Annotated in this window: 11 protein-coding genes and 1 tRNA gene; 11 read left to right on the top strand and 1 reads right to left on the bottom strand. The window is 53.0% G+C overall.

Annotation, left to right across the window (positions count from 1 at the left end):
* Positions 1 to 2: 2 nt before the first annotated feature.
* On the bottom strand, positions 3 to 917 hold the full coding sequence (locus tag AC5Q5A_RS03455) for an NAD(P)-dependent oxidoreductase (RefSeq protein ID WP_493894342.1): 915 nt from the start codon (positions 915 to 917) through the stop codon (positions 3 to 5).
* Between the two features lie 220 nt (positions 918 to 1,137).
* On the opposite strand from AC5Q5A_RS03455, the gene AC5Q5A_RS03450 reads away from it, so the two are divergent.
* From AC5Q5A_RS03450 to AC5Q5A_RS03400, 11 genes are all read left to right on the top strand, one after another.
* Positions 1,138 to 2,067: a LysR family transcriptional regulator gene (locus AC5Q5A_RS03450; RefSeq protein ID WP_008889214.1), complete on the top strand. Its 930-nt coding sequence runs from the start codon at positions 1,138 to 1,140 to the stop codon at positions 2,065 to 2,067.
* Positions 2,068 to 2,297: 230 nt separating this feature from the next.
* Positions 2,298 to 3,128 (top strand): DUF3100 domain-containing protein, encoded by an 831-nt coding sequence (locus AC5Q5A_RS03445; protein ID WP_493894341.1) that lies wholly within the window; start codon positions 2,298 to 2,300, stop codon positions 3,126 to 3,128.
* Between the two features lie 2 nt (positions 3,129 to 3,130).
* Positions 3,131 to 3,619 (top strand): hypothetical protein, encoded by a 489-nt coding sequence (locus AC5Q5A_RS03440; protein ID WP_008889212.1) that lies wholly within the window; start codon positions 3,131 to 3,133, stop codon positions 3,617 to 3,619.
* Between the two features lie 96 nt (positions 3,620 to 3,715).
* Complete coding sequence (locus AC5Q5A_RS03435; RefSeq protein WP_493894340.1) at positions 3,716 to 4,903, top strand: M20 aminoacylase family protein; 1,188 nt, start codon at positions 3,716 to 3,718, stop codon at positions 4,901 to 4,903.
* Positions 4,904 to 5,085: 182 nt separating this feature from the next.
* Positions 5,086 to 6,801 (top strand): tetratricopeptide repeat protein, encoded by a 1,716-nt coding sequence (locus AC5Q5A_RS03430; RefSeq protein WP_493894339.1) that lies wholly within the window; start codon positions 5,086 to 5,088, stop codon positions 6,799 to 6,801.
* A 21-nt stretch (positions 6,802 to 6,822) separates the two neighbouring features.
* Complete coding sequence (locus AC5Q5A_RS03425; protein WP_493894338.1) at positions 6,823 to 7,752, top strand: 4-(cytidine 5'-diphospho)-2-C-methyl-D-erythritol kinase; 930 nt, start codon at positions 6,823 to 6,825, stop codon at positions 7,750 to 7,752.
* Positions 7,753 to 7,830: 78 nt separating this feature from the next.
* Positions 7,831 to 7,905 (top strand) — tRNA-Gln (locus tag AC5Q5A_RS03420).
* A gap of 322 nt (positions 7,906 to 8,227) precedes the next feature.
* Positions 8,228 to 9,718: a type I restriction-modification system subunit M gene (locus AC5Q5A_RS03415; RefSeq protein ID WP_493894337.1), complete on the top strand. Its 1,491-nt coding sequence runs from the start codon at positions 8,228 to 8,230 to the stop codon at positions 9,716 to 9,718.
* Positions 9,708 to 10,949 (top strand): restriction endonuclease subunit S, encoded by a 1,242-nt coding sequence (locus tag AC5Q5A_RS03410; protein WP_493894336.1) that lies wholly within the window; start codon positions 9,708 to 9,710, stop codon positions 10,947 to 10,949. The genes AC5Q5A_RS03415 and AC5Q5A_RS03410 overlap by 11 nt, the downstream gene beginning before the upstream one ends.
* On the top strand, positions 10,942 to 11,673 hold the full coding sequence (locus AC5Q5A_RS03405; RefSeq protein ID WP_493894335.1) for a hypothetical protein: 732 nt from the start codon (positions 10,942 to 10,944) through the stop codon (positions 11,671 to 11,673). The genes AC5Q5A_RS03410 and AC5Q5A_RS03405 overlap by 8 nt, the downstream gene beginning before the upstream one ends.
* Positions 11,663 to 14,662, top strand: a complete 3,000-nt coding sequence (locus tag AC5Q5A_RS03400) for a type I restriction endonuclease subunit R (protein ID WP_493894334.1) — start codon at positions 11,663 to 11,665, stop codon at positions 14,660 to 14,662. Before AC5Q5A_RS03405 ends, AC5Q5A_RS03400 begins: the two co-directional genes overlap by 11 nt.
* Positions 14,663 to 14,666 lie beyond the last annotated feature (4 nt).

The raw sequence follows: 14,666 nt of genomic DNA, 5'->3' as shown, positions 1-14,666 counted from the left end.
TGTCATTCTCCTGCCTTGGCGGTGTTGGTGTTTGCAGTCAATTCGGTGATGCGATTGAAATCCATGTCATCGGAAAGCGCCGCTGCGCTGTCCTGCCAAATCTGTCCGGCCAGTTGACTGACCGGGAGCGCCACATCCTTTTGCGATGCCAAGGCCATGGCAAGGCGCATGTCCTTGCGCATCAACCCCATGGTAAAGCCACTGTCAAACTGCCCGGAAAGAACCCATTTCGGATAATTGACTTCGCTAACAGCACTGCGCCCTGAACCGGCATTAAGTGCGGAGATCAGGTAGTTGGTATCCACCCCGGCCGCCTTGCCCAGTGCGACTGCTTCGCGCATGGTCAAAAGATGGGTCGCAACAAGCATGTTGTTGATAATCTTGACGGCGTGACCGGCCCCCACCGGGCCAACATGGGTAATCTTGCCGCCCAGAACTGAAAGGATCGGCATCGCTTTGGCAAAACCGGCATCATCGCCGCCAACCATCATGGTCAGTTGCCCACTATTGGCACCAGCGGGGCCACCACTGACCGGCGCATCAATCAGGACATGACCGATCACACGCAAAGCCGCGTCAAGTTCGCGGGTCACATCGGGTTCAGACGTTGTCGTATCAATGATCAGGCGCGGCGCAAGATCACAAGATGCAAGGCCATTATCCCCGGTCAAAACGGTTTGCACGTGGCGTGCTGTCGGCAAGGAAAGAATGATGGTCTCACAGGCGCTAAAAAGTTCCTGTTGGGTGGCAACGATGGTCACACCATCGCGCGCAGCATCCGCCTGGCGTTCGACGGAAAGGTCAAACCCGGTTACAGCTTGGCCCTCGCGTAAAAGTGTGCGCGCCATACCAAGTCCCATATTTCCAAGCCCGATGACCCCGACGGTTCCGCTGCCATTGATGTGTGTTTGTGTCACGATTGCTGCCTCTTTGCTGCTTTGGGGTCGTTACGCGCTGTATCAAAGGTGACAATCTTCGCCTTTGACTGCCCTTTTCCGCCCTTTTCTGTTTTGATTTCCTGATCAACTTCCGGCGGAAGCACCGCTGTTTCAAGATCAATTGCCGGAACATGTTGTTGCCGAAACAGCAACAGATATGCTCTGATTACGACATCGCCCCACAATTCGAAGCCCCGATATGAAGATCGATGACAAACCTCTCCGTTATTTTTTGGCTGTTTTCGAAGCCGGTTCGATCCGGACTGCCGCCGAGAACTTGCGCATTGCCCCCTCGGCGATCAGTCGACAGATCTCAAGCCTTGAGGCCCATCTGAATACGCTTTTGATGGAACGCACCAAACGCGGGATCATCTTTACCGAAACGGGGCATATGGTTGCGGCACATGCACGCAAGCGCATTGAAATCGACGAAGCATTTGCGGTTGATCTTGCCGCGGCCCGTGGCGCCATTGCCGGGACGGTGCGCATCGCGACCGGGGAAGGCTTTGTTGTCGATCTTGTTAATCACGTGATCCGCCCGCTGCGCGACGAGTTCCCCGATATTCGGCTTGAAGTCGATGTTGCCGGAACCGAGAAGATCACCCATGGCATTCTGCGCGATGACTATGATCTGGGGCTGGTCTTCAACCCGCCACGCACGCCAGAGCTTGAATTACTTGCCGAAAACCACAGCCCGCTTTGCGTGCTGGTCCCGCCGGAATTTGCCCTTGCCTCCAAGCAAAGCTGCAAACTGAATGAAACGCTGAATTATCCGGCCGCCTTGCTGGATCAGAATTTCGGGGTGTCCAAACTTTTGGCAAATGCCGATCCGGGAAATCGTGTTGCGCGGGATGCTTTTCTGACCGCCGATTCGATCAATGTTGCCATTCACTTTGTCCTGTCGGGGGGCGGTATTACCTATCTGCCTGCGTTTGCGGTATCACGACAACTACGCAGAGGAGAAGTCGTTGCCATACCGATGACCGATCCCTTCCTGGCGCGTGTTCCTTCACACTTGCTGGTGCGCAAGGAGCGCCCCAAAACCGCCGCGGTGCGGGCGGTTACAGGCATGATCCGGGATCGCATGGAGGCATTTGGCTCCGCCTGGTATCCCGAAGAACATGAATAACCTTGCGTGACCTGTTGCCATTTCGGCAACAGAAGCATCCCAAAATGGCACTTGCCCATGAATCGGCATGTTCCCATTCTCGGTCGGAAATTCCGGATCCAAAAATGGCAAAACGATGAATTTTGCGTCGCCGGATTTTACAGGGATGACAAGGCGCGTTTGGTTTCCCGCATCAATGGGAAAGGTGTCCTTGCGTCGTAAACGCCACTGTCTGTCAAGGAGACTGGGAAATGAATGCGCTTCGGGGACAAATGGGGCTATGGAAGCTCCATTTAGCCGTTATCATCATTGGGGCGATCGCCGAGCTGATCGGCATCCGCAAAATTCCGTTGGGAATTGGGGCAATCCTTCTGTTGCCGCTGCTTTATGCCTTTATCATGGCAGCCCTTATGAATCCGAATGTCATGCCGAAATTTGGCAAGTTCATCGGTGAAAAAGAAGTCAAGGCGGCCTCACCGCTGATCGTCATTGCGATCATGCCGTTCATCGCCAAATTCGGAACCACCATCGGCCCGGCAATCGAAACCATCATCGAAGCGGGTCCTGCGCTGTTGCTGCAGGAACTTGGGAACCTCGGCACGATTGTTCTGGCATTCCCGCTTGCGGTTTGGGGCCTGAAAATGGGCCGTGAGGCCATTGGTGCGACCTTCTCGATCGCACGTGAACCGAACCTTGCCATCATTGCCGACCGTTACACCCTCAAAAGCCCGGAAGGTGCGGGTGTCATGGGCGTTTATGTGATCGGCACGCTTTTCGGCACGTTTATCTTTGCCATTCTGGCGTCGCTGTTTGCCAGCATTGATGTTTTTGATCCGCGCGCGCTTGCAATGGCATGCGGGATCGGCAGCGGATCAATGATGGCGGCCTGCACTGGTGCGCTGACGGAAGTTGTCCCAACCATGAAGGACGAAATCCTTGCACTTGCCGGGGCGAGCAACCTTTTGACCTATGCAACAGGTCTTTATGCCGGACTGTTTATTGCTCTTCCGATCGTTGAAAAACTCTATAACGCGACGGCTGGTAAGCGTGACCTTGCCGCTGCTGACAACAAGAGGGCTTGATCATGTCTGATAGCGTTGTTGCAAAAGAAACCACCCGCCCGAAAATTGATCTTGTCGATCATGCCGTCGTCCTGATCATTGTCTGCCTTGTCGGACTTGTGATGAACACAGTCGGACCGGCGATACCGTTGATGGACGGATTTATGGGCATGATCGTGATCTATTTGATCTCGATGGTTGGCCTTATCCTGACCCGCTTTGCGCCGTTCTATCTGCCAAGCGTTGCATGGATTTCGTTGGTCGGCATTGTCGCGACCCTTCCCTGGACCCCGGGTTCGGAATGGATCGTCGCACAGGCCAAGTCGGTTAACTTCCTGGCCCTTGCAACCCCGGCGCTTGCCTATGCCGGCTTTGCGATTGCCAAAAAGGAAATCGAAGTTGCCAAACATTCCGGCTGGAAGCTGGCACTGGTTGCCTGCCTTGTGTTCCTTGGCACCTATGCCGGTTCGGTTCTTGTTGCCGAAGCGATCCTGAAGCTTCAGGGTATCTGATAACATCCTGTAACCGGGACCATCTGAAATATGGTGGTCCCGGTGTTAAGTTACCGGGTTCACGCCCGCACATATCATCCAAAATCGAGTATGCAGATGACTGTCCCTTCTTGCTCCCTTCATCCTCGCGCCACCGAACTTGTCGAAGAATTCATCAGCTGGCGTCACCATCTGCATGCTCACCCTGAAACCGCATTTGAAGAAAACCTGACCAGTGCCTTTGTCGCAGAAAAGCTGAAATCCTTTGGCTTGGAAGTCAAAACCGGCATCGCCAAAACAGGTGTTGTCGCAACCCTGCATGGCAACAAAGGGGCGGGAAAGCGGATCGGGCTTCGCGCCGACATGGATGCGCTTGATATCCATGAAACAACCAATTTGCCTTATGCGTCAAAACATCCGGGAAAAATGCATGCCTGTGGTCATGATGGCCATATGACCATGCTGCTTGGTGCCGCCAAAATTCTTGCTGAAAACCCGGATTTTGCCGGAACGGTTGATTTTATTTTCCAGCCTGCCGAAGAAAACGAAGGCGGTGGGCGCGAGATGGTCAAAGAAGGCCTTTTTGACAGTCATCCGGTCGATACGGTTTATGGCATGCATAACTGGCCGGGCCGCGATATCGGCACCATGGCCGTTAAGGCTGGCCCGATGATGGCAAGCTACGACGTGTTTGAAATCGTGATTGAGGGCAAAGGGTGTCATGCGGCCATGCCCCATCTCGGACATGATCCGATTACAACAGCAGGTCAGGTTCTGCTGGCACTGCAAACCATCGTTTCACGCGAAATCAATCCTTTGAAAAGCGCTGTCATTTCACCCACGCAGATTTTCGGCGGTGACACCTGGAACGTAATCCCCAATACCGCGACCATTCGCGGCACCGTCCGCACATTTGATCCTGATATTCAGGATGTTATCGAAGCGCGTCTGGTCGAAACAGCCAAACACACCGCACAGGCCCTGGGCTGCGATGCCCGGGTGAATTATCAACGCCGCTATCCGGCAACAATCAACAGCCCGGCAGAATCCGAAATTGCCCTTTCGGTGGCATCGAAGATTGTCGGCGCAGATCAGGTGGACACCAATCCGGAACCGTCCATGGCCAGCGAAGATTTCGCCTTCATGCTGAATGTCAAACCGGGTTGCTATATCTGGCTCGGTAATGGCCCGACGGATGGCGACCGGTTGCTTCATAACGCCGCATATGACTTCAACGATGACGCCATCACGCATGGTGTCAGCTATTGGATTGCACTGGTCAAAGAAGCCCTGTCGCAGGACTGACGACATATTATCCTGCGCTGCGTATTCCCGTGTCATCGATGGCATTCAAAGATAGCGGTTTGCTGTTGTTGCAAATGCTTTGCCTTATAATTGCCGACTGAGTAGGCTAATCCCGAAATTCACTATGGCGATGCGCCTGATCTGGCGTCGCCGAACCCGAATTGCGGACGCAGGAAAAGCCTTTGAAACGTAAATTGTTACATCTCCTCATCCCGATGACGGCTATTGCGCTTTCGGCCTGTGGCACCATGCTACAGAACAGCGACGATGCCGTTTTCGAGTATCCGCAATCCAACGGGTTTTCGGGCAACTTCCTGGCTGGCAAGGCCGCCCAGATGGAAAGCCGGTCCGACTACGCTGCGCGATATCTTTTGCGCGCCCATCAACTTGACCCCGATAACGCAGAATTGCGCCGCCGCGCCTTTCTGGCATTGATCAGCGACGGACGCATCAGCGATGCCGTCGACATTGCCACCAGCTTACAATCCGAAAACGATCAGGACCTGTTTGCGGCCCTGACGGTGATGGATGCCGCCATTCGCGAAGATCGCTATCAGGATGCGCTTGATATCGTCTCAAGCCTGCCCGAACGGGGCATCAATGCCCTGATTGCGCCGCTGGCAAAGGCCTGGCTTTACACTGGCCTTGATCAAAAAGACGCAGCAATGACGGCCCTTGATGGCATGCAGGGCAATGGCGCGCTTAACCCGCTTTCGGAGTATCATCGCGGTCTGATCCTGGCGCATTTTGGTGATTTTGATGCCGCCGAACGGGCCCTTGCCAGTGCCTATGGCGATCCGGCCGACGCGCCGCTTCGCGCTGCCGAGGCCCTTGGTGCCGTCTATGAGCGTAAAGGTCAGGTGCAAAAGGCGTCCCTTCTGTATGAAAGCTATATGGATCGGCATCCGCAATCGCTTGCCATGCCGTTCCATCTCGCACGGCTTGATCGCAAAGAACCACCGATCGCCACCATGCTGACCCCGGCAGAGGGTCTGGCAGAGGCCTATCTCGATATTGCCACCCTGCTTAGTCAGGAAAACGCGGTTGATCCATCCTTGCTGATGGCGCGCTATTCGCTGTCGCTGCGTCCCGATGATGACATTACCCGCCTTCTGGTGGGTGAAGTGATGGAAATTCAGAACCGTTTTGAAACGGCAATTGAGGTTTACAAAGGGATCCCGCGCTCATCCCCGCACAGCTGGAACGCGCGCCTTCGTACCGCCTCAAGCCTAGAGCAGATCGGCCGCGCCGACGAGGCGATTGATATCCTCAAAGACATGGTCAGCGAACGCCGTGATCGCCCGGATGCGCTAATCCAGCTTGGCGATATCCTGCGCATTCAGCAGCAATATGGCCCGGCGGCCGACGCCTATGACAAGGCGATTGAACGGCTTGGTGGCCAGACGCAGGTTGGCTGGCGTTTGCTCTATCGTCGCGGCATTGCCCATGAACGAGCCGGGGACTGGGCCAAGGCAGAGGCAGATTTCCTTCAGGCGCTCGAGATCGAGCCTGAACAGCCCTATGTGCTCAACTATCTTGGTTATAGCTGGGTTGATATGGGCATGAATTTCGATCAGGCCGAAGAAATGCTTAAACGCGCTGTCGAATTGCAGCCTGATGATGGCTATATCGTCGATAGTCTGGGGTGGGTTTACTACAAACTGGGCCGGTTCGAAGATGCGGTCGAACAGCTTGAAAAGGCGGTCGAACTGAAACCGGACGATCCGACCATCAATGATCATCTGGGGGATGCCTATTGGCAGATCGGGCGCTATCACGAGGCCCGCTTCCAGTGGCACCGTGCCCTGTCCTTCAATCCGACCGAAGAACTGCGCAGTACCGTCGAAGCCAAAATCAATGGTCAGGTACCAAGCGTGGCCCCGACCGTCGTAAACTGACGCATTTGGGAAGAAACGTTCATGTCTGCGACCTATCGCCAGCAGGCACCTGCCAAGGTTAACCTGTTTCTGCACGTCACCGGCAAACGCGATGACGGCTATCACCTGCTTGAAAGCCTCGTCTGCTTTACCGCATCCGGCGACGTGGTAAGTGGCGAGGTGCGCGACGATGGCACCATCACCCTTTCGATATCAGGCCCCATGGCCGCTAACCTCGTCCATGAAGACACCAGTGACAACCTTGTCATGCGTGCCGCCCGGATGCTCCAGGCAGAAAGTGGCACGACACAGGGGGCCGACCTGATCCTTGATAAGCGGTTGCCAATTGCATCGGGCATCGGTGGCGGGTCGGCGGATGCGGCGGCGGCGATCCGGTTGCTGTGCGAGATGTGGAAACTTGATCTCGACGCAGACACCCTTTCGCGTATTGCCCTGTCGCTGGGGGCCGATGTCCCGGTTTGCCTGCATGGCAAAAGCTGTCTGATGTCGGGGATCGGCGAAGAAATCACCGCACTGCCTGACCTGCCGTCCGTCCCGATGGTCCTGATCAATCCCGGCAAGGCGGTTTCAACACCCGAAATCTTCAAGGCCCGGGCGGACGAGGGGTTTAGCCCGACCGGCGCATGGGATACCACGCAGACCTTTCAAAGCGGTGCGGCCCTTGCCGATGCATTGTCAGAATGCGGCAATGATCTGACCCTGCCGGCCACCGGTATCCTTCCGGAAATTTGTGATGTGCTAAATGCGCTTGCCCGTGAAGAGGGATGCTTGCTGGCCAGAATGTCAGGCAGCGGGGCGACGTGTTTCGGGATTTACGACACAAACGATCAGGCAGAACGTGCGGCAAATGCCATTGCAGCACAGAACCCGGACTGGTGGATTTCGCCCACCCATATCCTGACGGAAAAGAGCCGCGAGCAGGCAGATATGGGGGCTGCCTTCCCCGACTGAGCGCGAGATAAAAAAACCTTCAAATAGAGGGTTGCACTCTTGTCATGAGGGCGCTATTTTCCGCGCCACGCACGCTGATGGGGCGTGGCCAAGTGGTAAGGCATCGGTTTTTGGTATCGTGTACCGTAGGTTCGAATCCTACCGCCCCAGCCAACTGTGATTTTTTCAGTAAAATCAACGAGTTACTACCCTGCCATAGCGCGGGGTAGTACACGTTGGTGGTACACGTTTGGTGTTCACAACGGTACATAAAAACTTCCCTCCTAAACCACCTATACAGCAAACAATACGCAATCAGTCACAAGGCAGGTTCGATTGCACCAGTCATAGCTGCTAAGCGGCATGTCATCTCCCCTATCACGAAGACGTTTACTGACACAGTTACCATCGGACTGATTGCCAAAAACTCGGTTTCCTTTATGGTGAATCCCATAACATTCGACGTACCTAAAGTTGCAGGAGAAACACCAGTTTCATGTCTCAGTTGACGCTCCAAGAACTTGAATCCCACCTGTGGGGTGCCGCAAACATTCTTCGTGGATCCATCGATTCCGGGGACTTCAAACATTACATCTTCGGCCTTTTGTTCTTCCGCCGTCTTTGTGATGTCTGGGAAGAGGAATATGAACGGAAACTGAGTCAGTATGGCGACAAGGAACTGGCGGCTGATCCGGATGAACACCGTTTCCATATCCCCGAAGGCCATTTCTGGAAAGACGTGCGCAAGCACACTACCAACATCGGTGAACACCTGAACGCGGCCTTCCACGCGATTGAGGACGCCAACCACCGCCTTCGTGGTGTGTTTCAGGATGTGGACTTCAACAACAAGCAACGCTTCCCCGACGCCACACTTGAAAAGCTTCTTCAGCACTTTGAAAAGCACCGTCTGCGTCATGTCGATGTTGAGGCCGATATCCTTGGCAATGCCTATGAATATCTGATCGCCCAGTTCGCTGATGATGCGGGCAAGAAAGGCGGTGAGTTCTATACGCCCAAGATGGTCGTGCGGTTGATTGTCGAATGCCTGAAGCCTGATGAGGGCATGTCGGTCTACGACCCTACCTGTGGCTCTGGCGGGATGCTTCTGGAATGCTTCCATCACCTTGAACGTCAAGGCAAGAACCCGCGTTCCTTGTCGCTCTATGGTCAGGAAAAGAACCTGAACACATGGGCGATCTGCTCCATGAACCTGTTCCTGCATGACATTGATGATGCCTTTGTCGAGCGTGGGGATACCTTGCTTGATCCCAAACATCTGGTCGGGGATGGCACAAAGGCCATTCGTACCTTTGATCGTGTCCTCGCCAACCCGCCCTTCTCCCTGAAAAACTGGGGCCATGATGTCTGGTCAACCGGGGACAAATTCGGACGCGATACCTATGGTTGCCCACCGCAGTCCTATGGTGATTTGGCGTTTGTCCAGCACATGCTCGCCAGCCTGAAGGAAGATGGTATGTTGGGTGTGGTCCTGCCGCACGGCATTCTGTTCCGGGGCGGGGCAGAGGCCAAAATCCGCAAAGGACTTCTGGAAGATGACCTGATCGATGCGGTGATCGGGCTGGGACCGAACCTGTTTTATGGTGCGGGTATTCCGGCCTGTGTCCTGATCATTCGCAGGAACAAACCTGCAGAGCGCAAGGGCAAGGTTCTGGTGGTTGATGGAACCCATGAGTTGGAGCTTGGCAAGGTCCAAAATTACTTATCAGACAGCAACGTGAAGCGTTTCGCCGATGCTTTCGCTGCTTTTGAGGACGAAGACAGGTTCGCCCGAGTGATTACTTTGGATGAGATCCGAAGCAACGACTTTAACCTCAACATTTCTCGCTATGTCAGCACAGAGGAAGACGAAGCCGAGATTGATGTCGCGGAAGAACTATTTAAGCTGAATGAGCTACGCCAGAAACGTGACGAAGCCGAAGCCAGGATGATGGGCTTTCTCAAGGAGCTTGGCTATGGCGCATGAAGCTCCTATCGGATGGAGGGAAATGAGTATTGGCGACTTCGCTAAGCCCGTTTCTACCAAAAACAATTCCTCCACGGATATTCCCGTTCTCAGCATGACAAAATACGACGGTTTTGTGTGTTCGGAAGAGTATTTTTCAAAGCGAGTCTATAGCACAAACACATCAAAATATAAGATTGTCCGCAAGGGACAGTTTGCTTACGCAACCATTCACCTTGATGAGGGGTCAATAGATTATCTTCGTGATTTTGATGAGGGCCTTGTAAGCCCGATGTATACTGTTTTTGAAGTGAACGAAGATATCGTATTCCGTCCATTTCTTCATTCTTTGCTGAAGAGAAAAGCCCTCCTTGGACATTTCAACACACTGGCAAATGGCGGCGTTAATCGGCGAAAGAGCATCTCATTTAGAAATCTTTCTGACGCAAAAATCCTGATTCCACCAATTCCCGAACAGAAGAAAATCGCGGAAGTTCTGAGCAGCGTGGATGAGGCCATTGTGGCGACCAAACCCGTCATTGACCAAACGAAACAGGTCAAAAAAGGGCTGCTTCAAACCCTCCTCACCAAAGGCATCGGCCACACCAAGTTCAAACAAACCGAACTGGGGGAGATTCCTGAAAGTTGGGAAGTTGTTGATGTTGGTAGTCTTGCTGATGTGATTGATCCCCAACCAGATCATCGGACACCACCTGTTTTTCAGGGAGGTGTCCCATATGTCGGGATGGGAGATATAGATAAAAATGGCGTCATTGATTTCGAGAATGCCAGAGAGGTCCATCCTGACGTTTTGGTGAAACAAAAAGCGGGCTTCGACATTCACCCTAAGGCCTTCATCTTTGGCAAAATCGGGACAATCGGAAATCCCACCTATTTGCCAAACGTTGAACGCTTCTGCCTATCAGCGAATGTAATTTTGATCACCTCGAAATGCCCGATATACTCCGACTTTCTCTTCCATGCTCTTCAGTCGAAAAAGGTTGAAAGTCAGATTTTTAAACAAATAAACACTACCAGCCAACCGGCCCTAGGCATCAAGAAGGTCCGCCTATTTAAAATAGCCCGACCGAGTGATTTGGATGAAATGAAGGCTATCACAGATATACTTAGCGACTTTGACCATGCCATCAACTCCAGCAAAGAGAAACTTGAACAGCTCCAAACGCTCAAATATGGATTGATGTCCGATCTTCTGACAGGCCGCAAACGGGTTGAGGTACCAGATGCCTGAAGAAAATCAACATCCACCGCTTGGAGATACTTCAACCGCCAAGGCGTTACGGATTGGGGCAAGTGCTGCGGGCGTTATCCCACTCGCTGGGGCAACCGTCCAAACAGTTTTGACAGAGTTAATACCTAATGTCCGGGCTGAAAGGGTGGAAGCCTATCTCCGATATCTCCAAGACCAGATTGATGAACTCAAACTGCAGATCGCATTGGAGAAACCCGAAGGGCTTGACCTTTTTGAAGAGGGACTCTGGCAATCTGCACGTGCCTCAACAGGTGATCGTAAAAAATACATCGCGGAACTGGTTGCAAAAGGACTTCAAGAGACAGGTCTTGAACAACAAGAAACGCGGCACTTCATGCGTATTCTGGAGCAACTTGATGACCGGCAGATCATTCTTTTGGCAGAATATCATCCAGCGAACTCCCCAACAGTTGGAAACGAGCAAGGCGCAAGGTTTCACGAGGCAAACCGAAATGTGGTGCAGCCGGGGCATACGGTTGAGGACATCCTGGATCATACTGGTCGAGAAGAAGCCCAGAGAGGTGCAAGGCTAAACGAGATCATGCGCAGGCACCTGTCCTCTCTTGGCCTTCTCGAGTTAGACCAGATTTTTGGCAGCGCCGAAATGCAGCCAAGTTCTCATCGGTACCTCATTAGTGAAGCTGGCAAGGACTTTTTGAGGTGCATTGGCGCAATATCATCCGGCGGTGACAATGGGCAGTGAATGGTTACTGGCAGAAAAGCCAACGATCCAAGCCCTGAAGGATATGGGCTATACCGTTGTAACCAAGGCGGAACATGAAGCCCTGCGCGATGGCGAGAACCAAGTTCTGTTCCGCCCGCACCTTGTTGATGCCATCAAACGCTTGAACGGATTGTCTGACGAAGATGCCCAAGCTGCCTATGTCGATCTGACCAGTAAGAATGACAATGAGGAATGGCTGGGCATTTTGCGCGGAAACTATAGCCGCAAGGTGCAGGGCCAGACCGAGTACAAGACCATCAAGGTCATTGATTTCCTTAAACCCGAAAACAACACATTCACTGTTACCAACCAGCTTTATGTGAAGGCGGAGAAATCCCGCATTCCCGATGTCGTGGTTTATATCAACGGCATCCCGGTGGTGGTGATAGAGGCCAAGTCACCAATCAACGCCAAGGACAAGACCGGCGAGGCGTTCGATCAGCTCAAACAGTATGAACGCGATATCCCACGGCTGTTCTTTTCCAACTGCTTTAACATCCTGACCGATGGCACCAATTGCCTGTATGGTACCACTGGAAGCCCGTCCAAGTTCTATGGTTCTTGGGGTGATCCTTGGCCGCGCAACGACAAAGACTTTTCCAATGAACTCGACAAGGGTCTTTGGAGCCTGTTGGAGCCTTCGCGCCTATTGGATTTGATCGCCCATTTTATCGTCTTTGAACAAGCCGAAGTCGGCAAGATCAAGAAGATTTGCCGCTATCAGCAGTTCCGGGCGGTCAACAAGATCGTCAGCAGGGTCGTAGAAGGCAAACACCGCAAGGGGCTGGTCTGGCATACCCAAGGATCGGGCAAGTCCTTGACGATGGTGTTTGCGGCCTTGAAGCTGAAAACCCATCTGACCGAAGCATCCCCCGAACTGGCAAACCCCAACCTGATGGTGCTGACAGACCGTATTGATCTGGATGATCAGATCAGCGGCACATTCAAAGCCTGTGGGTTACCAAACCCTGTAAGCGTTGGCTCCGTTGCAGACCTTCATAAACTGATTGGCAGTGGTATTGACGGCATTACCGCGCTTTCGACGATTTTCAAGTTCCAAGGGTCGAAGTCACCGATTGCCAACTCCCAAAACTGGATCGTCATGGTGGATGAATGTCACCGGACACAGGAAAAGGACCTTGGTGCGTATCTTCGTGCAACGATGCCTGAAGCGCGGTTCTTTGGCTTTACCGGCACCCCGATCAAGAAATCTGACCAAGATACCTACAAGAACTTTGGGGTCGTTGGCGAGGGGTATCTGGACAAGTACGGCATTGATGATGCTGTGGCTGATGGGGCGACCGTTCCGATCTATTACACTGGACGCAAGACCGACTGGCATATTGATGAAGCCAAGATCGACATTCTGTTTGATCAGTGGTTTGCCGATCTGCCTGATGACAAGCTTGAAGAACTCAAGAAGCGCGGTGTCACCTTTGCCGATCTGGTGAAGCACCCCAGACGCATTGATCTTATAGCCTATGACATCTGGACCCATTTCAAGGAATACGCGGCCCCGGATGGCTACAAGGCGCAGATCGTTGCCATAGATCGCGAAGCGGTGATCCTTTACAAACGGGCCTTGGATACGGTGATTGCGGATGATCTGATCAAGCAGGGGATGTCGCCGGATGACGCCCAAAAGGCCGCAACCCTTAAATCAGCCTGTGTCTATTCACGGTCGCAAGAAGACGATAAGCCTTCCGAAGATGATCATGTTGCTGATCTGCGCAAGGGATTGATGGCGCATTACCTTGATCGTGACGCTGAGAAATTGGTCAAACAGGCATTTGGCAAGAAGGGCGAAGACCCGGATTTCCTGATCGTCTGTGACAAGCTGCTAACTGGGTTTGATGCGCCAATTGAATCGGTCATGTATCTTGATAAACCGCTTAAGGAGCACACCCTTCTTCAGGCGATTGCGCGGACCAACCGCGTTGCTGATGCCAATAAGAAAAACGGCCTGATCGTGGATTACATCGGGGTTTCTCAGAACCTTGATCAGGCTCTTTCGTCCTATCGGTCTGATGATGTTCAGAATGCGATGGTTGACTTGGACAACCTTCGTTCCCAGCTCAAAGCGGCCCATGCTGCCGTCATGAAGATGATGAAGGGATTGAAGCGCGGCACGGCGGACCTGAAGGCGGAATATGACGCCTTTGTGGATATCCTGAAGACCGAAGACCAGTGGTTTGCTTACCGCACTGTCGCCCGAGAGTTTATTTCCATCTACTCGGCACTCAGCCCGGATAAATCCGTTCTGGACTACACCAAGGACCTGAAATGGGTCGCAAGCTTCCTGCGATATGCCACACAGGTGTTTGAGAAAAAAGAAGCGTTCGATCAGAAGGAATACAGCAAGAAAATCCGTGAAATGCTCGAAGAGCACCTTGATGCCACGGGTTTGAGCGTAACCGTCAAACTTCGGTCGATCACCGACCCTGACTTCTGGCAGGACTTCGAGATAGACGGTAAACCGGAAAGGGACCTTCAAACGGCTGCGATCCGAAAGGGCACAGAGTTGCGCAAAACGGTTTATGAACGGCTTGATGAAAACCCGCACCAGTACGGGAAGTTTTCCCAGCGTCTCAAGGAATTGCTTGAGAAGATGGACGGCGCACAGTTGTCCTGGGCGGATAAACTCAGGATGGCGGAGGAACTTGCCAAGGACTTGGAGGCAGAGGCCAAGGCCCATGAGGGCAGTGATATGTCGCCCGAGGCATATGGCATTATGAAGGTTCTTGAAACCTATCAACCCGAAGAGATGACGCCAGACGGCTTGGCTGAAATCGCTGTATCGGTTGAAGCTATATACGAAGCCACACCACCGACATGGCACGAGAAAACCGAGCTTAGAAAGAACCTTCGTCAACAGGTCCGCCAGAAGCTTCATAAAGCTGACTTTGGAAACCTGAAGCTTGTGTCCGAGGAAGTTGAAGAATTGGCCCTCAAGACATTTGCGAAGTGACGAC

It is taken from the genome of Thalassospira sp. CA1 (assembly GCF_059052855.1).
This window is presented reverse-complemented; position numbering and strand designations above follow the sequence as displayed.